General features: G+C 38.5%; 10 protein-coding genes. 6 read left to right on the top strand and 4 right to left on the bottom strand.

Going from position 1 to position 19892, the window contains the following annotated elements; all coding sequences use genetic code 11:
• The first annotated feature begins 223 nt into the window (after positions 1–223).
• Both FFS26_RS14500 and FFS26_RS22540 read left to right on the top strand, forming a co-directional pair.
• Positions 224–1051: an ion transporter gene (locus tag FFS26_RS14500; protein WP_110009288.1), complete on the top strand. Its 828-nt coding sequence runs from the start codon at positions 224–226 to the stop codon at positions 1049–1051.
• A 43-nt stretch (positions 1052–1094) separates the two neighbouring features.
• Positions 1095–1253: a hypothetical protein gene (locus FFS26_RS22540; RefSeq protein ID WP_171006318.1), complete on the top strand. Its 159-nt coding sequence runs from the start codon at positions 1095–1097 to the stop codon at positions 1251–1253.
• Between the two features lie 182 nt (positions 1254–1435).
• Here FFS26_RS22540 and FFS26_RS14505 read toward each other — a convergent pair whose 3' ends face one another.
• The 3 genes from FFS26_RS14505 to dnaE form a co-directional block, all read right to left on the bottom strand.
• Positions 1436–3760: a GEVED domain-containing protein gene (locus FFS26_RS14505; protein ID WP_137905360.1), complete on the bottom strand. Its 2325-nt coding sequence runs from the start codon at positions 3758–3760 to the stop codon at positions 1436–1438.
• A gap of 175 nt (positions 3761–3935) precedes the next feature.
• On the bottom strand, positions 3936–7217 hold the full coding sequence (locus FFS26_RS14510) for a fibronectin type III domain-containing protein (RefSeq protein WP_137905361.1): 3282 nt from the start codon (positions 7215–7217) through the stop codon (positions 3936–3938).
• A gap of 344 nt (positions 7218–7561) precedes the next feature.
• Positions 7562–12229: a DNA polymerase III subunit alpha gene (gene dnaE / locus FFS26_RS14515; RefSeq protein WP_137905362.1), complete on the bottom strand. Its 4668-nt coding sequence runs from the start codon at positions 12227–12229 to the stop codon at positions 7562–7564.
• Positions 12230–12657: 428 nt separating this feature from the next.
• On the opposite strand from dnaE, the gene FFS26_RS14520 reads away from it, so the two are divergent.
• From FFS26_RS14520 to FFS26_RS14535, 4 genes are all read left to right on the top strand, one after another.
• Complete coding sequence (locus FFS26_RS14520) at positions 12658–14787, top strand: S8 family peptidase (protein ID WP_137905363.1); 2130 nt, start codon at positions 12658–12660, stop codon at positions 14785–14787.
• Between the two features lie 75 nt (positions 14788–14862).
• On the top strand, positions 14863–16935 hold the full coding sequence (locus FFS26_RS14525; protein ID WP_110009283.1) for a thiamine pyrophosphate-dependent enzyme: 2073 nt from the start codon (positions 14863–14865) through the stop codon (positions 16933–16935).
• Between the two features lie 115 nt (positions 16936–17050).
• Entirely contained in the window at positions 17051–18082 is a 1032-nt protein-coding gene (locus FFS26_RS14530; RefSeq protein ID WP_110009282.1) for a bestrophin family protein, read from the top strand.
• A gap of 179 nt (positions 18083–18261) precedes the next feature.
• Positions 18262–19356, top strand: coding sequence for a serine hydrolase domain-containing protein (locus FFS26_RS14535; protein ID WP_137905364.1), 1095 nt, complete (start codon positions 18262–18264; stop codon positions 19354–19356).
• A 38-nt stretch (positions 19357–19394) separates the two neighbouring features.
• On the opposite strand, the gene FFS26_RS14540 is transcribed toward FFS26_RS14535, so the two are convergent.
• Positions 19395–19853, bottom strand: coding sequence for an Lrp/AsnC family transcriptional regulator (locus tag FFS26_RS14540; protein ID WP_110009280.1), 459 nt, complete (start codon positions 19851–19853; stop codon positions 19395–19397).
• Between the last annotated feature and the right edge of the window lie 39 nt (positions 19854–19892).

The raw sequence follows: 19892 nt of genomic DNA on the forward strand, positions 1-19892 counted from the left end.
ACAAACTTGGACGATAAAAATGTTAAAAAAAACATTTTTATATGTCATATTTTATTCGTATTTTACTTAATATAATATATTGATAACCACTATATTAAATGATAATAATTCACTTTTACATGATGAATTTTATTTTAACATTTGCAGGATTCTTTTAACAATCATATATTTACCCTATTCTATATATAAATTATTAACTTCGCTGTGAAATAACCCTATCTAAATGGAAAGAGAACATAATCTTATTCCTGAGGAGACTCTATGGAAAAGATTCCTTTACCGGATAATTTATCGATCTGATACGAAGCTTGGAAAACTGTTCGATATCATATTATTGTCTTTAATTCTTGCAAGTACTGCCATTATTATGATGGAAAGTGTACCTAAGCTTGATAAGAGATTTCATTATACCTTTCTGATTCTTGAATGGATCATCTCCATTTTCTTTACAATAGAATATTCCATGCGGATTGCAGTGGTAAAAAATAAGCGGAGCTATATATTCAGTTTTTTCGGAATTATAGATTTTCTGGCTCTGGTTCCCTTTTTTCTTAGTTTTTTCTTTCCTATTACCAAATATTTTTTGATTTTCAGAATGTTGAGAATGTTGAGGATTTTCAGGATCTTCAATTTAATGGATTTTATGAATGATGGGTATTTCATTGTAAGGGCTTTAAGAAACAGTTCGAGAAAAATTTATATTTTCCTTCTTTTTCTGATCATCTTCTCAGTCATTGTAGGCTCACTTATGTTTATGGTAGAAGGTGGAAGACCTGGATTTGAAACGATACCGCAATCTATCTATTGGGCCGTTGTTACGGTAACTACTGTAGGATATGGCGATGTATCTCCTATTACGCCCTTAGGCAAGTTTTTTGCGGTTATTCTTATGCTGGCCGGTTATTCTATTATTGCAGTCCCTACCGGCATTGTAACCGCAGAAATGAGAAACAAAAGACAAAACCTGGAAATGGTATGCGAACGCTGCGGAAACGACGATATTGATGATGACGCGAGGTATTGTAAGAAATGTGGCAAGAAATTAGCTTAATATTTGATATAAGTAAAATTCATTAATCAAACACCACAAAATCATGGAACCAAAAAAGAAAAACAGACCCAATAGCTTAGTAATTATTCTTTTTGCACTGATTGTACTGATGGTCATCATTTATTTTATATTAGTAATGTTCTTCCCTGCTGTTTTTGATCTTATGAATACAGGCGATATACAGCCAGTACCCGATAAGTGATGAGTGATGTGCAATTGTCGACGATAAACAATTTACAATCATCGCGAACCTGGATAAAATAAAAAGATGAGCTGAACATTTCACTCATCTTTTTTTATCGATATTTTTCATATACTCTTAAATCTCAATAAAAAAGACGGATCACATATGACCCGTCTTCCTTTTTTTATTTAAATGATGAATTATTTTTTAATGGCTTTGATCGTTTGTTTAGATCCGTCTTTCATTTCAAGCGTTATCAGATAAACTCCCTGCGTTACATCCCTTAAATGGATCGTAGATTCGGGGTTACCAATGGTTTTCACTAATCTTCCCGTAACATCTGTCACAGATACATTTTTCACATTTTTCACATCGGAGATACTCAACACATCTGTAAATGGATTAGGATAAATCTGGATATTATTTTTCTCTGCAGCGACTTCGGATGTTGACAGGTTAGCATTGTTAATACTGATATCGTCTATATACAGATTATACTGATCCGGATCTGAATAAGCATTAAATCCAAAGAAATACACCCCTGTTGCAGGAACTGTAAATGTTATAGATTCGGTATGAGCAATTCCATCATTAATTGAAGGATAATCTGCTATAGAGCCCGTCATAGCGGCCGCATCAGGCGAAGTACCATATGCTACTTTCAGTTTTTCAGCATAAGTTGATGAATTATTACCATATTGATAACTGATTGTATATTGTACCCCTGCTGTTAAGTTCAATCCTTGTGTAAAGAACCATGCGTTGGCAGAATTGGAAGAGTTATACTTATATTTCAGTACATTGGTAGTGAATCCCTGGCTGTCAGAAGGAGGATCCGCTGTTTCCCAGTCATTTGCAGCCCCTGCATTAACATTCATTGTACAACCTGGAAGTTCTGGAACAGTAACATTTTCAAAATCTACAACATAAGGAAGGTTTGCACTTGAACATAATGTTGTAAATGTGGCAGAATCACTCCATGCACTTTTGCTTGTTGCGCTACACGCCGATCTCACCCATACATAATACACAGAGGAAGAAGCTAAACCTGGAATATTATAGGTAGTTGCTGTAACTCCTGTAAAATTAGGTGTGCTTGTTGCTGTAGGTGCCGTATTGGTTGTACTGTAATAAATATCATATCCGTTTGCAGGAACGGGAGTAGCCGCTGCCCAGGAAACGGTAGCTCCTGCAGCAGTAATATTTGAAACAACTAATGCATTAGGTTCACTACAAGCCGGTGCTACATCAATTTTAATATCATCAACATATAATTGATTCATATTAGCATCAGAATACGCCTGGAATCCAAAATAATAAACACCTGTAGCTGCTGGCGTGAAGTTCACAAAAGCGCTTGTTGCTGTACTGGTAACAATATCCGGGTGATCCGCCAGTGTATTGACCATTCCTGCACTGGTAGCTGAAGTTCCATAGGCTACTTTTAATTTTTCTGCGTATACAGTTCCTTCTGCATTGGCATATTTGTATTTAATTCTGTAGGTAGTTCCTGCGGTAAGGTTAATTCCATTGGTAAAAAACCAGGTATCGGCGTTATTAGCATAATCGTAAGAATACTGAAGTACATTACCTGTAAATCCCTGGGCGTCCAGATCACCTGTTTCCCACATATTTCCGGCACCATCATTAATCACCGATGTACAATCCGGCATTTCAGGCGGAGTTATACTTTCGAAATCCAACGCGTAAGGTACTCCCACAGCGACACATGATGTCATAAATGTTGCCATCTGGGACCATGCACTTTTGTTCGAAGTACTGCATACAGAGCGTACCCATACATGATAGGTCGTGGCTGGTGCAAGGGATGGCAGATTTGTAGTCAGCCCATTGATAGATCCGGAAACAACTGTTGTAGCAGTAGGATATGTACCGGAAGTTGAATAATAATATTCGTAGCCGCTTCCCGGCGCAGAAGAAGGAGCTGTCCATCCGATCTGCGCAGAATTGGCCGTAACAGCAGATACCGTTAAAGCAGATGGTGCAAAACAGGTCGGAACCGCGCCGATGTTTACCGTATAATCATGTGCTTCTCCGTACCCATCCGTATTACAAGGTATAGGATCACTGGAGAACCTGTCTCCTACTCTCATCCTGTAAGTACCTGGAGTAACGGTAGCAGGAATGGTTATAAGTCCAGCCGTAATATTATTGCCTCCTACAAGAGTACTGCTTGCCGTAGCTACAAGTTCAGGAGCGGCATCATCAAAAGTTCCGTCGTTATTGAAATCTATCCAGATACGGACATTCTGATCACTGTAATCATGTTTAACACTAAAATCATAACTCAAACCTGCACTCAGGTTGATCGTCATAGAGGTATAATCTCCATAGGCATCAGTAGAACAACCTGTATTAGGATGATCAAATCCGGCACCCGGAATTGCAAAAGAATCTATCACATCTCCTCCACTACACCCACTGGCAAAAGCAGGCGTACAGTAAGTCTGCGCAGAAGATAAAAAGCCGGCCATTAAGAAACCAACAAGTAAAAAATTTCTCATATAAAAACAGTATTAGTTAATCAAATCTAGTGAAAATCAGCAATAAAAAAAATATTTATTTAATTATATCACAATGAATTAAACTTTTTCTTTAAAAAAAGGCAATTTCACCTATATAAAGAGAGGCCGCTCAAATTGAGCAGCCTCTCTTTTCCTGTTTTTTCAAGAAACTATTTTATCTCTTAATTGCTTTAAGGGTTTGTTTAGATCCGTCTTTCATATTCAGGATCACTAAATATAACCCTTCTTTCAGATCTCTCAGCTGAAGCTCTGAAGATGGCTTATCAATAGTCTTAATCAATCTTCCGGAAACATCAACAATTAAAACAGACTGTACCTTGGATACATCAGAAATTGTCAGCGTATCAGTAAACGGATTAGGATATATATTAATCTTATTTTCTTTTACTGCAGTTTCAGACGTTGCCAGATTAGGGTTTTGCTTTATTTCAACATTATCTAAAAGAATATCATCATAGTAATATCCGTTACCACTTACATTTTTATCTACAGTAAATCTTACCTGAATAGTAGCTCCGATATAAGAAGCTGCCAAAGGAACAGCAACTGTTCTCCATTGGTTTGAGTTGGTATTATCACTAAAGATAACTACCCATCCGTTTCCGTCGTTTACTTCTACCGTAAGCTTGTTATTATCATAAGTGGAAGGTGAAACCGTAGTAGAAGAAGAGGTAGAATGGTTTTTAAACCAGTCAAAAGAAACAAGAGGTGCGGTTAATCCTGTTAAATTTACTGGAGGAGTAACCAGCTGGACCGTATTGGCGCCCGCCCCATTATATGGTGAACTTGCATCTACCCATGCATATGTACCTGCCGCTTTTTGGTTATTAGCCGCACTTGCACCATAATCTGCAGACCCTGAGAACTTCCAGAAAAGATTAGCGTCGGTACCTGTTGCCGTAGGGTTTATACTGCTCCAACAGTTGGGTGCTGCTCCATTATCAAAGTTTTGAGCAAAAGGAGCCATAGCAGTTCCACAAAGTGTATTGAAAACAGCAGCCTGAGAACTCCACGCACTCTTATCGGAAGAACTACATACCGATCTCACCCATAAATAGTAAGTACTGGAAGGAGATAAACCAGACAAAGGAGCTGAAGTGGTAGTGCTGGTTCCGGAAGCTGTAGTAGACGCCGTAGGAGCTGTACTGCTTGTAGAATAGTAATACTCATATCCACTTCCAGGAGCAGTAGCCGGAGCAGTCCAGGAAGCATCCGCTCCATTGGTTGTCATCCCCGAAACAGTAACAGCCAATGGTTCAGAGCAGCTAGGAGTCACATTTATATTGATATCATCAACATAAATCTGGTTCATGTTAGCAGCAGAATAAGCCTGGAATCCTAAATAATAAACTCCTGTTGCGCCTGGTGTAAAGTCTACAAATGCATATGTAGCAGTTCCACCTGTAATATTAGCGTGGTCAGCTAAAGTATTTGTCATTGAAGCACTTGCAGCAGAAGACCCGTAAGCAACTTTTAATTTTTCAGGATATTGTGTGGTTCCTGATGCATTCGCATACTTATATTTGATTCTGTAGCTAACTCCTGCAGTAAGATTTAAACCTTGGGTAAAGAACCATGTATTGGCAGCATTAGAACTATTATAGGAATAATTAAGCACTTTCCCTGTAAATCCAGCCGGAGCAGTTGCTGTTTTCCATGAATTTCCGGAACCACTGTTTACCACTGTTGTACAAATTGGCAATGCAGGTGTTGTAACATTTTCAAAATCTAAAGTATAAGGTAAATTAGATGAATTACATACCGTCTGGAATGATCTTACCGTACATGCGGTAGCAGGTCCTGTAATATTAGCTGTATAAGCAGTTACAGAATAATAATAGGCAGCACCAAAATTTAAAGGAGCAGCGAAAGTATAAGAATTATTCGTTCCGCCTGCAATATCCATATCTGCAATATCATTTCCTCCAGAGGTAGTTCCAACTTTCAGTTTATACCCGGCAGCGCCATTTATTGCATTCCATGTAATCGTAGGGGTTACACTTACTCCTGTAGCATTGGATGCAGGAGCGGTAACGGTAGGACATAACCCAAGTGTTGTAAAGTTTGCAGAGCTTGACCAATTTCCTTTATCTGTTCCATTACAGTTTCCTCTTACCCAATAATAATACTGAGTTGAAGGAGTCAGACCAGATAAATCAGCTGTTATTACCCCGGTACCTACAGATCCTGAAGGCGTAGCCGTTGCAAGCGGAGTTGTTGAAGATGTAGAATAATAATACTCATATCCATTACCCGGAGGTGTTGTAGAAGCTGTCCAGCTTATTGTTGCGGATTCAGGAGTCAGGGCAGAAGAAGAAAGACCGGTTACCGTACTTGCACAGTTAGGTGTAGTGGTAAAAGACCCTGAGGAGACATACCCATTCCCCGTTCCGGCTGCATTTGGAATATGAGAATATATAGATTTTACAGATCCGTTTAAAGCCTGAACCTGAACCTGGTAGCTTGTATTCTGAGTTAACCCTGTAATTGTAGCAGTTGCAGCAGAAACCGGATTACCAACAAGATCTGTCCAATCACAGTTTCCGACTTCTCTAAACTGAACATTGTAAGCTGTTGCACCTGTCGGAGCCGTCCAGTTTACAGTAGCAGCATTGTTGGTAATTGCAGTGGCAGCTGCAAAAGTCCTTACCGGAGCCTGTGTGCCTGGTGTCCATTTATATTGCAGCCCGGCAGGGATTTTAACACTTGCGTTGGTTGTGCTGGAAAAAAGCATTGTACTGCTAGCAGCATTACCGGTAACAGCTTTAGACCAGTCACAGGTAGTTCCTGACGGCACGTTTCCGATCATCAGGGAATTTACATTGGAAGCATAAGTAGTACTGTTTCCTCTTATCCCTACCTGTGGAGTACTGCCTGAAGTGCTGGTACCCGGATCTGTACAGCTTCCATAAATGATCTTTATTTCACCTGTAGCATAAACCAATCTGATCTGAAAATTTAACTTTTCAGTAGATCTGTTAAAGTAATTGGCATGATCCTGCCACTGTACAACAAATTCAGTTCCCAGGTCTTCATATCTCACTTCATGATTTCCCGCTGGTTGTGTTGCATCTGATGATGAAAAGCCTCCATCCTGCCCAAAAGCAGAAATTGCCCCTGTAGTTGATCCCAGACTTGACATTGGAGTATAATTTGTCCCGGAAGGAGCTGCTCCAAACGTTATAAATCCATTGGCACTCACATAACATGTGGTCATGGCAACACCGCCGAAATTAAAAGGAGAGGACAATGGAATCGCTGCGGATACATCATTATCGTAAGTAGTATTAGTCCCTGAAGGGAATAATTTTGTACCTCCTGTAATGGAAGTATAAGCCACCCCGGTACTTTTTGAAAAAGTATAGTTAGCGACGTCGGTTTGCGCATAGACTCCCATACTCAGGGAAGCCAGACACGAAAGTAGTAATTTCTTCATAAAATAGTAATAATAACAGTTAGGGCGGTAAATGTATAAATATTAATTCAAATTTTAAATAAAATATTAAAAAATATCATAATTTTTTATACAAAAACAACAAAAAACATCATTAAAACACTATATAATTAAACATTTATTTAAATTAAATAATTATTTCGCAATATAATGAAAAACAACAACCAATTAAATAACAGATACTTAACTACTATATAATCAAAATAGACTTCAGTAAATTTTTCTATTTTAAACGAAAAACTATTTAAAATTTTTCATCAATATTGATAATATATAAACAAAAAAAAGAGTGGCATAAGCCACTCCTTTCTTTATCATGTATTTTTCTAGTTTAAATAAAATTCATATTTATTAAGAAGTTGAATTTCTTTTATCAGATCACCATTCAGATCCACAGTATGTTTCATAGACTGAACTTCAATATGGGAGTCATCTTCCAGGTTTTTGATAAAGAATTTCAATTTTTGGTTTCCTTTGTTTCTGTCGAGAACCGTTCTGAAAAAGTCGAGATCTTCAGGTCTTACATCCATCACATCCATTACCAATGATATACTTTTTGCAAATCGTTCAAATGCTTCCTGAAGTTCAATGACATCATTTACATTAACGAAGACCCTGCCATCTTTTACCTGAGCAAATTTTATCTTAAAAATCACAAATCTCTGAACTTCCAGCTTTTCTTTCAATCTCATGTAATCTCTGTCTCCCAGCCTGAATGAATAGGATCCGGAATAATCTTCCAGTGTAACAAAAGCTACTTTCTCACCGCTTCTGAAACCATCCTGAACCCTGTATTCGGTAATAAGGCCGGCTACAGTATATTCTTTACCACCACCGCCATTTTCCCTCTCTTTCTGAAGGGTCTTCCAGTCTTTCTTTTTCTCTTCAAACAGTTCTTCCTGTTTATTAGAGAAAGCCTGTTCTTTGTAAGCATCCACCTCATCCAGATTCAGGAATAAGAAATTCCCCTTTGGCTCTGCCCTCTTAGTAACTTCTTCTATCACTTCCTCTTCTCCTGCCAATACATCATCTGAAACAATTTCCGTAAGATCCACTGCATCATCCAGTGCATCCTGCTCCAAAACAGGCGCTTCATCGGTAACGGCCTTGTCTTCTTCATTTTTCTCAAGAACCGCTTTTTTAGAAAGCTGCCCCTGCATAAACTGGAACTGATATTTAAATTCGTCCAGCGGGTGAGCCGAAAGATAGAAGCCAATGATCTCTTTTTCTTTATTAAGCTTATGCATATTGGGCCATTCCGGACATGGAGCCAGTTTCGGCTGTTCAATCTGAACTTCTTCTGCGAAATCCGCAAATAAAGAGTGCTCCATCTCGTTTTTGCTTTCCTGGAAACTCTGCCCGTATCTGATCAGTCTTTCAAGATTGGTCTTTCCTGCCATGTCAATATCAAAATACTGTCCTCTGTGGAAAGCATCCAGTTCATCAAAAGCACCTGCAAGCACCAAACTCTCTGCTACCCTCTTGTTCATCTGTGAAGGCAGTATTCTTTCGAAGAAATCATAAATATTTTTAAACCTTCCGTTTTCTCTTTCTCTTGTAATTGCTTCACTCGGTCCTTCTCCAATTCCTTTGATAGCTCCCAATCCAAAACGGATCTGTCCCTTTTCGTTTACGGAGAATTTGTATTGAGATTCATTCACGTCCGGTCCCAGAACATCCACCCCCATACTTTTACAGTCTTCCATGAACATAGTGATTGAATCCGTATTGTTAATGTTATTACTCATTACACTCGCCATGTATTCTGCCGGATAATTAGCTTTTAAATAGGCGGTCTGATAAGCGATGAATGCATAACACGTTGAGTGGGACTTATTGAAGGCATATTCTGCAAAAGCTTTCCAGTCATTCCAGATTTTCTCCAGCCTTTCTTCATTAAGGTTGTTTTTTCTACCTCCTTCAATAAATTTCGGGTACATTTTATTAAGAACATCAATCTGCTTTTTACCCATTGCCTTTCTTAAAGTATCGGCTTCACCTTTGGTAAAGTTGGCCAGTTTCTGAGATAAAAGCATTACCTGCTCCTGATAAACGGTAATTCCGTATGTTTCTTTTAAATATTCTTCTGTTTCCGGTAAGTCGTAGACAATCTCTTCAATTCCGTGCTTTCTGTTGATGAAGTTCGGGATATATTTAATCGGACCGGGACGGTACAAGGCATTCATGGCGATAAGATCGGCAAAAACCGTCGGTTTAAGCTCTCTCATGTATTTTTGCATCCCAGGACTTTCATACTGGAAAATCCCGACCGTTCTTCCTTCTTTAAACAACTGATAGGTTTTGGCATCATCCAGCGGAATAAGATCCGGATCAATATCCACTCCATATCTTGCTTTAACAATCTTCAATGCATCTTTAATAATAGTCAGTGTTCTCAGCCCCAAAAAGTCCATCTTCAGAAGACCGGCACTTTCCGCAACAGAGTTATCAAACTGTGACACCAGGATATCAGCATCTTTTGCTGCAATGGTAACCGGAACAAGATTACTCACATCTTCCGGCGTAATAATCACCCCGCAGGCGTGAATTCCGGTATTTCTGATACAGCCTTCCATTTTTTTAGCACTTGCTAAAACTCCGTGTCGTGCATCATCAGGACTTTCAAGAACATATCTCATCTCATCAACGAGCATCTGTTCTTCCGGTTTTAATTTATCATACTTCGCTAAAGCTTTTGCAATATTCATCCCGGGACTTGGAGGAATCAGTTTGGCAATATTATTGGTATCAGGAATAGGCACATCCAAAACCCTTCCGGCATCTTTAATGGCAGATTTTCCTCCCAATACCGAGTAGGTAATAATTTGTGCTACCTGAGTTTTTCCATATTTTTCAACAACCCATTTGATAATTTTATCTCGCCCTTCATCATCAAAGTCAATATCAATATCGGGCATGGAAACCCTTTCCGGGTTCAGGAATCTTTCAAAAAGGAGATCATATTTGATGGGGTCTACATTGGTAATTCCGATACAGTACGCCACCGCAGATCCTGCCGCCGACCCTCTTCCCGGACCAACCCAAACTCCCATTTTACGGGCTTCATTACAGAAGTCCTGTACAATAAGGAAGTAACCCGGATAACCGGTATTGGCAATTACCTCAAGCTCAAAGTCAAGACGTTCTTTAATTTCATCAGTAATACCCGTTTCTGCATACCTTTTCTTGGCACCTTCATAGGTAAGATAGGTAAGGTAAGCCATCTCCCCTCTTTTTCCGCCGTCTACCTCATCTTCTGCATGGATAAATTCCGCAGGGATATCAAATTTAGGAAGAAGTACGTCTCTTTTTAAGGTATAAGGTTTAAATTTTGCTGTAAATTCTTCATATGCATCAAAAGCATCCGGATAGGCTAAAAAGGCTTCTTTTATCTCATCCGAATTCTTGATATAATACTCACCTGTCGCCAGCCCTCTTCTTTTACCGAATCCTTTTCCAATAGGTGTAGTAAGCTTTTCACCATCTTTGATACAGCTTACAATATCCTGGATATTGGCATCATCTTTATTCGTGTAAAAAGTCTCGTTCTGAGCTAAAATTTTAACATTATATTTATCCGCCAGATATAACAGCACTTCATTCAAATGCTCTTCTTCAGGAAGTTTGTGATTCTGGATCTGTACATAGAAATCATCTTCAAAGGTATCTTTCCACCATTTGAAAAGTTCCTCTCCTTTCTGTTCACCTGTATTTAATATTGCATCAGGAATATCCCCCATAATTCCGGATGTTAAAGCTATGACTCCTTCCTTATATTGAGCAATCAATTCCCTGCTCACCCTGGGAACTCCGAAATAGAATCCTTTCAGGAAACCGATACTGGAAAGTTTTGCCAGGTTTTTATATCCATTAAAATCTTTCGCCAAAAGCACAACCTGTGTTCTTCTGTCCGGATCATCTTTGGTAAACTGCTTTTGTTCGTAACGGTCTGAAATATAAAATTCACAGCCCACTACGGGAATAAGCGGTTCTGAAACAGGTTCTTCTTCAGTAAATTCTGTCCCGTTTTCTTCTGCTTCCTGTTTTTTTGCCAGGTATTCTTTATGCTTTTTCGCTCTGTCTGCATTAGCTCCTTCTACTGCTGAGACGAACTTGAAAGCTCCCATCATATTTCCAAGATCCACCATTCCGACAGCAGGGAAATTTTCATCAGAGGCTTTTTTAATCAGGTCATTAATGCTTGAGGTAGCCGTAAGCGTAGAGAAAACACTATGGTTATCAAAATTGAAATATTTACCTAAATCAATTTCATCAATACTTCCGAAATCCTGCTGCTTTTTCTTATTATGAAAATCAGCAACCTGTCTTCTGATGACAATATTGAAAGGCTTGATCGGGTCCGGATAAAGACTTCTGAAATAGGCAAGCTGATCTTCTGAAATCTTTAATGTCTCGGCAGGAACTACGCCTATTCTTACCATTTCAAAGAAAGCTCTGGCCGTTGCATTAACGTCGGCTGCAGCATTATGGGCTTCATCAAATTTGTTCCCATAAAGCTTTTCATATAATTCTTCAAGTTTCGGAGGTTTAAAACGGCCTCCGCGGCCTCCTCCAAGCTGGCAGAAGTCCGTTCCCAAAATCATGGTATCCGCTTTTGGCTTTTCCTGAAGGTTATCTTTCAGGTTTTTTCTGTAAAATTCTGCTCCTACGATATTGTAGTCGAACTCCACATTATGTCCGGAAACCACCCTGATTCTTTCAAGAACCTTAGAAAATTCTTCAAGAACTTCCTGAAGGTCACGTCCTTCTTCATTGGCGATTTTGGTTGTAATTCCGTGAATACGGGCAGCGTTGAAGGGAATATCATACCCTTCAGGTTTTATTATATAATCCTGGTTTTCAATCAAGTTTCCATCATCATCGTGCACCTGCCATGCAATCTGGACCATTCTGGGCCAGTTATCCGAGTCTGAAAGCGGAGCGTTGAAATTTTTTGGTAAACCGGTTGTTTCTGTGTCAAAAATTAAATACATATAATGTTCTAACTTTTTTATAAAAAGAGAATGTAAAGTTACTTCATTTTTTTCTAATCACACCCTGGTTTCAGAATATAAATCTCGGCCTTTTTTAAAAATACAAAGCTTAATTTCTTCTACTCCTATGGATTTGCTTTTTTCAATTAATTATCCATAAAATGATAAATTATAGCATATAAAACACCATAGAGTGCAAATCTCAGAGTTTTTCCAACTGTTTTCCTGTCAAAAAGCATCAATTCTCATTTAAATCCAGTAAAATAAAAACTACAAACACAAAGTAAAATATTAAAATATTCATAAATACCTATAACAACAACTAAAACAATCAACAAAAACAACATTTAATCACTCAAAAACAAAAATAAAAGCACTTTATATATATATTTAACAATCAAAGAAAACAAAAAAAAAAAAAAAAAACAATGAAACAAATCTTTATTTCGATCGGCGTACTGACAACCATTGTCATGAATGCACAAAACAGTAATGAAATTTTAAAAAAAACATTAGAACGACAACGAATAGAAAACAACAAAAAATTTGATCTGTTTCTCTCAAAACATTTTGAGTCTGATAAAAACCCTGAGACACTTAAAGAACTCGAAGAACAGCTAAAAAATCTGGCAGGATTTGATCCGGATGGAAAGCCTTATTTCTATCAGTCGGATGACTTGGATCAAATAAAAAACTCCAATGCAGACTTTTTACAGAATGGTACCATCACAGGGTTGACAGGCTCATTTAACGGCGAAAATATTAAATATACCATCTTTGATGGCGGAAGAGCATTTGAAGGACATGAACTGTTTAACAACGCAGCAGACAGGGTTAATAATAAAGAAGCCAGTACCATGAATTACAGCTCACATGCCACTGCTGTTACAGGATTTATCGGCGCCAAAGACTATCCTTATACGCTTACATTTACCAATGGAACAACCCGGGTTACGAATTTAAGAGGAATAGCACAAAATTCAACTTTTGACAATTATGCCTTCGCTACTACAACATTACCCGGAGGTTCTGCTTCCAGTACGGTATTCGAAAAGATAATCCTGGCACAGCCCAAAATATCCAATCATTCGTATGGAATCAATCCCGGATGGGATATGAAAGCAATAAACGGAGCTTATGCATGGATCTGGTTTGGGCAGTTCATAAGCCCTGGAACCACTGCTGATCTACAGGGAACCTATCTTGATAGCGACCAGACTTATGACAATATCGTGTATAATAATCCCACCTATGTTATCGTTAAATCAGCCGGAAATTCATATGGAATGGGGCCAACAGGAAACACCTTAGCTAAATATTATGAAAACAGTGCTGGAACTTATGTACAATTTGCAGCTACAGACACACTTCCACAAAACAACTGCGCTTTAGGATATGACTGTATTGGTTTTGGTTCTTTGGCAAAAAATATTATTGTAGTAGGTGCTTCTGATATCCTGACTGCCAGCGACAAAAGATACTCCTCTCCTTCTGATGTTATAAAATCAACCTACAGCAGCGCAGGTCCAAGAGATGACGGCGCTATAAAACCGGATATCATTACTACAGGAACGAATGTAGCGCATGCATCCACAGCGGAAAACACAACAGGCAGCAGCTTATATAACGTGGGCAGTGGAACCTCTTTTTCCGGGCCTATTGTTACCGGAATCATAGGAGTCTGGATGCAGATTTATAAGCAGCTGTATCCTGCTCTTGAGCTTAATGCAGCCTCTGCAAAAACATTAATGATCCACTCTGCATCGGAAGCAGGAACCGTTGGTCCGGATCCATGGAATGGCTGGGGGTACATCAATGCCAAAAAAGGAGCCGAACTTCTTGTAGGAAAATCCAACAATACCATACTATTTAATGATGAAACCTTAAATAACGGTTCGGTTAATACTCAAACGGTGAAAGCATCCGGATCTGAGCCCTTAAAAGTAACCATATCCTGGATTGATCCTGAATATGTAGTTTCTGAAAACTTAACATGGGCAGAGGCTTACAACAACAGAACATCCAGATTGATAAACGATCTGGATCTAAGAATTATAGATACCGGAACAGGCACCATTTATCAGCCCTGGAAATTAAATGCATTAGATCCAATGACACCTGCCACAAAAGGAGACAACACAGTAGACAATGTAGAGCAGGTTGTTATTGATAGCCCAACACCAGGAGCTGTTTATAGAATTGAGATTTCTCATAAAGGAACATTAAAAAATAACGCTTCTCCAAGTGTTACTTCTCCTCAGAATTATTCTATCATTACATCAGGATTTAGTGAAGTGCTGGGAACCAAAGATGCCGGATTAGAAAAGTCTGATGATATAACGATCGCACCAACAGTTGTAAAAGACTTTACCCGTATATTAAAAGCTCCTAAGAAATCTACTTTTAATGTTTATGATCTTTCAGGTAAAAAATTACAGACAGGTATCATTAACAATGATCAAGAAGCGGTAGATTTATCCACTTATACAAAAGGAATTTACATCATTGAAATAAAAACAGACAAAAATGTTATTTCTAAAAAAGTGATCAAGGAATAACCTATATAAACAAAGATTTTTCACAAAATACTAACAGTTGTTAGTATTTTGTTTTTTTATGTATATTTGCTTCCTATGGAAAATGCACTTCACGAAAAAGTTTCACAGGATATATTACTCAAAGCGTATAATCATATGATGCTGGCCAAGGCAATGGCGGATATTTATGAAGAAAACAGAAACGTATGCAAATACGTTCACAGTACTTCCAGAGGGCACGAGGCAATTCAGCTTGCAACAGCCTATCAGCTAAAGAAGGAAGACTGGGTTTCTCCTTATTACAGAGACGAAAGTATTCTTTTAGGAATTGGTTTTGAACCCTACCAACTGATGCTTCAGTTACTGGCTAAAGCTGATGATCCTTTTTCAGGCGGAAGGTCTTATTACTCACACCCTTCAAGCAGGGATGAAAACAAACCCAAAATTGTTCACCAGAGTTCTGCTACAGGAATGCAGACTATTCCTACGACCGGAGTAGCACAGGGGATCAAATACATTCAGGATTTCAATCTTCAGCAATTTGAAAACAATCCTGTTGTAGTTTGCAGCCTCGGAGACAATTCCGTTACAGAAGGTGAAGTAAGTGAAGCTTTACAGTTTGCTGCTCTGCACCAGCTTCCGATTATCTTCCTTGTTCAGGATAACGAATGGGGAATTTCCGTAACGAAAGACGAAGCAAGAACCTGTGATGCATACGATTTTGTAGCAGGATTCACAGGGTTAAGCAGAATGAGAGTAGACGGAACTGATTTTGTGGAAAGTTTCGAAGCCATGAAAAAAGCCGTAGATTTTGTAAGAACAGAAAGAAAGCCTCTTGTTGTCTGTGCAAAAACGGTATTGATCGGCCATCACACTTCAGGAGTAAGAAGAGAATTCTATAGAGACGAAGAAGATTTAACAAAACACAGAGCCAAAGATCCGGGAGAAATCCTTAGAAAACATTTACTGGAAACAGGTGTTGATGAAGATCTTTTAAAGCAAATCACTAAAAAGGCGCGTCTTGAAGCAGAAGAAGCTTTTGAAAAAGCTAAAAATGCAGAGGATCCAAAGCCTGAAACCGTAATGCAGCACGTTTTTGCCCCAACTCCCATTACTGAGGAAACAGGGACACGTGAACCTGCCAACGGAGAAAAAATTGTAATGGTGGATGCTGCCATCCATGCCATCCAGGAACTGATGTGGAAACACCCTGAAGCACTTCTTTACGGACAGGATGTAGGTGAAAGAATCGGTGGAGTTTTCCGTGAAACGGTTACTTTAGGAAAAAAATTCGGAAGCAAAAGAGTATTCAATACAGCCATTCAGGAAGCTTATATCATAGGATCTACTGCCGGGATGAGTGCTGTTGGACTGAAGCCAATTGTTGAGGTTCAGTTTGCAGATTATATTTATCCGGGAATCAACCAGTTGATTACGGAAATTTCAAAATCAAGTTATTTAAGCGGCGGAAAATTCCCGGTAAGCAATATCATCCGTGTTCCTATCGGAGCTTATGGCGGCGGCGGTCCTTATCATAGTGGAAGTGTGGAAAGTATCTTAGCCAATATCAAAGGAATCAAAATAGCATACCCAAGTAATGCTGCAGATTTTAAAGGTTTGCTAAAAGCAGCTTATTATGATCCGAACCCGGTAGTGATGCTGGAGCACAAAGGATTGTACTGGAGTAAAGTTCCGGGAACTGAAGATGCCAAAACGATAGAGCCTGCTGAAGATTATGTTCTTCCATTTGGAAAAGGTAAAATAATTATTGAAGCAGATAAGGATGAAACCGAAAAAGGCAGAACTTTATTGGTAGTTACTTATGGAATGGGAGTTTACTGGGCCAAAGAAGCAGCTAAGAGTTTCAACGGAAGAGTTGAAGTGATCGATTTAAGAACATTGATTCCTCTTGATGAAGAACTTGTTTTCGAAAGAGTGAAAGCGCATGGAAAATGTATCGTTCTGACAGAAGAGCAGCTTAACAACTCTTTTGCAGAAGCTTTTGCACACCGTATTTCCAAAAATTGCTTCAGGTATCTTGACGCACCGGTAGAAACAATGGGATCACTGGATGTGCCTGCTGTTCCTATCAACCTTGTTCTGGAAAAAGAAATGCTTCCAAATGCTGAAAAGCTCAGCAGCAAGATCGAAGAAATGCTGAAATATTAAATAATTGAAACCTCTGAAAAATCAGAGGTTTTTTTTATTAATTTTAATCAACAGAACAGATGCCTCATTTTGGTATCTATTTTGTTGATATGCACCAAAAATTCCATACTTCTTTATGATCACTACTAAATACGTCAATTATAAGCAGGTTCTCAATTTATCAGGTTTTCATCTTATACTGATTTCAATCTGGTGTACGCTGATCGCTGTCCTATTCTATTTTTTCAATTGGCAGTGGATGACGATTCCATGGGTTCCTGTAGCTTTGATTGGTACAGCAGAAGCATTCCTTGTTGGTTTTAAAAACAATCAGGCTTATGACAGACTTTGGGAAGCCAGAAAAATCTGGGGCGGAATTGTGAATTCCAGCCGTTCATTTGCCTCTATGGTGTATGCCTTCGATACTAAAAATGAAGAAATTGGTGTTTTTGATCTTGAAGACCGTAAAAGAAGAATCGTTTACCGTCATATAGCATGGTTATATACTTTCCGGGAACAGCTTTTGATTCCTACAGAATGGGAGCATATCAGCACAGAAAATAATAAATTCGGGAATATCAACCTGAGAAGAAACAGGTTAATAAAAGCCGGTTTTCCTGACTACGGAAGAGCTCCTATTTTCCTGCACAAATATCTGTCAGAGGAAGAGTATGATCTTAAAAATGATTATAAAAATTTTGCTACCTATCTGATTGCCCAGCAGGCGAAAGACATCAACGAGCTGAAAAATATGAATGCCATTACGGATTTCAATCAGACTCAGCTTCAAAACAGCCTGAATGAATTCTACAATTTCCAGGGACAGGCGGAGAGAATTAAAAAATTCCCTTCTCCAAGACAGTTTGCCAGTACAGCTTTTGTTTTTAATATTCTGTTCATCATGCTTCTTCCATTGGGATTAGTGAACGAGTTTGCCAAATTGGGAGATTGGGGAATATGGACCTCTATTCCTTTCTGTATTATTATCGGATGGATTTATATCATCATGGAACTGGTAGGAGATTATTCTGAAAATCCTTTTGCGGGATTAATGTTTGACGTCCCTATGCTGTCTATCTGCAGAACCATTGAAATAGATCTTCTCCAGATGAGCGGAGAAACAGATCTTCCGGATCCTATTGCTTCCAAAAACGGAGTATTAGTATAATTTCTGAGGATCATTTATTAAAACAAAACTGCAATAAAAATATCAGGTAAAATATATTTTAAAAGTTCATTGTTTTTCATAATTTAGGGCTTTGAAAGCATCAGCTATATTAATTCATCCGGATCAATATAGTTTTTACTTTTTCCATCAGCTAATAATTTATCCCTTCTTTTTAAACAATGAGATCCAAGCAACTCCTGCTGGTTATGACGATACTATGTCTTACCTTATTCTGCCCTAAAGTGAAGTCGCAGGCGGCCTTCAATAAAGAGTTACCTAAAGAATTTACAGATCAGTTCACCCAGGAGATCAACGACAGTATTCCTTCTCTGGGATCGTTCATTGTTTCTCAAAATGATAAACTGATTTATGAGCATTATTTCCACGGAGCCAACAAGGAAACCATCTTCAGCATAAAGTCCGTTACCAAGAGTATCGTCTCTGTTCTGGCAGGTATTGCTCAAGATAAAAACATACTTCCCAATCTCAATACACCGGTTTTAAAAATTCTTCCGGAATACAATGTCTCAAGAAGCAGTTTCAAAAACATCTCCAATATTGAAGGAAAGGTAGCTCATGATTCGATCAGAAATACGTTAAAGTTAAGAAATCTGCTGACCATGCAAGGTGGTTTCGATTGGATTGAAAATTCAAAAATATCAACAGCCATGTCATTTTCCGGTGATCCTGTAAAATTTGTACTGGATCTTCCTTTTGAAGAGTATCCGGGAACCGTATTTAATTATAACAGCGGTGAAACCCACCTTTTCGGAGCAGCACTGGCAAAAATTGTGAAAACCAATCTGAAACAATTTGCAGCAGAAAACCTTTTTAAACCACTAAAGATCAATGTTCCACGATGGGATACAGATTCCATGAACAGGAATATTGCAGGTTCGGAAATGTTTATGAAACCTGAAGATATGCTGAAATTTGGTTTGATGATCCTGAATAACGGAAAATTGGGAGGCAGACAGATTGTTTCCTCAAAATGGATTCAGGAATCGACAGCTGAGCATGTCAAACTGGATTCCTGGGATGTGATGCCGGGTGCCAATGGATACGGCTATTACTGGTGGCGGAGAAAAACCAACGGACATCAGGCTTTTGTGGCTACCGGATATGGCGGACAGCTTATCTGCATCATTCCTGATTTAAAAATGGTTATCGTGACGACCTGCTTTCTGAATGACAAAAACAGAGGCAGAAGCGAGATTAAAAGACTTCATTATTTTATCGACAAAATGACCAAAGAAGATATTTATAAACATTGATCTTCCACACAGTTTAAATCAAAAAACCTGTGATAAGCTTACAATACAATCGCCGTCGTATTTTTAACTTCGGAAATCATAAATGAGCTGTGCGTACTTGCGATGTGCTGAAGTGTTGTTAGTTTCGTCAGCATAAAACTGCGGTAATCTTCAATATCTTTCACTCCTATTTTAAGGATATAATCATAATCTCCGCTTACATGGAAACATTCCGTAACTTCCTGAAGGTCCATTACCTCTTTTTCAAACTGAAGAACAAATTCTTTTTTATGCTGGCTTAGTTTCACATGGCACAAAACGATAAAATTTTTCTTAACTTTACTCTTGTCCAGCAAGGCTACATATTTTGAAATAACCCCTGCATTTTCAAGTTTTTTTACACGCTCATAAATTGCTGTAACGGATAATCCAAGCTTAGCGGACAGTTCTTTGGTGGTTTGTTTACAGTCTTCCTGTAAAAAAGACAAAAGTTTCTTATCAGTTTCGTCAAGTTCCATAGATAATTTTTTGGTAAAAATTTAATACTATCGAAGATA

This window comes from Chryseobacterium sp. 2VB (assembly GCF_005503635.1).
In the GTDB taxonomy this organism is placed as follows: Bacteria; Bacteroidota; Bacteroidia; order Flavobacteriales; family Weeksellaceae; genus Chryseobacterium; species Chryseobacterium cupriresistens.

Excerpts from the sequence above, each read along its gene's own strand:
- FFS26_RS14500 (WP_110009288.1), top strand. The coding sequence starts at position 224 with ATGGAAAGAGAACATAATCTTATTCCTGAGGAGACTCTATGGAAAAGA.
- FFS26_RS22540 (WP_171006318.1), top strand. The coding sequence starts at position 1,095 with ATGGAACCAAAAAAGAAAAACAGACCCAATAGCTTAGTAATTATTCTT.
- FFS26_RS14505 (WP_137905360.1), bottom strand. The coding sequence starts at position 3,760 with ATGAGAAATTTTTTACTTGTTGGTTTCTTAATGGCCGGCTTTTTATCT.
- FFS26_RS14510 (WP_137905361.1), bottom strand. The coding sequence starts at position 7,217 with ATGAAGAAATTACTACTTTCGTGTCTGGCTTCCCTGAGTATGGGAGTC.
- dnaE (WP_137905362.1), bottom strand. The coding sequence starts at position 12,229 with ATGTATTTAATTTTTGACACAGAAACAACCGGTTTACCAAAAAATTTC.
- FFS26_RS14520 (WP_137905363.1), top strand. The coding sequence starts at position 12,658 with ATGAAACAAATCTTTATTTCGATCGGCGTACTGACAACCATTGTCATG.
- FFS26_RS14525 (WP_110009283.1), top strand. The coding sequence starts at position 14,863 with ATGGAAAATGCACTTCACGAAAAAGTTTCACAGGATATATTACTCAAA.
- FFS26_RS14530 (WP_110009282.1), top strand. The coding sequence starts at position 17,051 with ATGATCACTACTAAATACGTCAATTATAAGCAGGTTCTCAATTTATCA.
- FFS26_RS14535 (WP_137905364.1), top strand. The coding sequence starts at position 18,262 with ATGAGATCCAAGCAACTCCTGCTGGTTATGACGATACTATGTCTTACC.
- FFS26_RS14540 (WP_110009280.1), bottom strand. The coding sequence starts at position 19,853 with ATGGAACTTGACGAAACTGATAAGAAACTTTTGTCTTTTTTACAGGAA.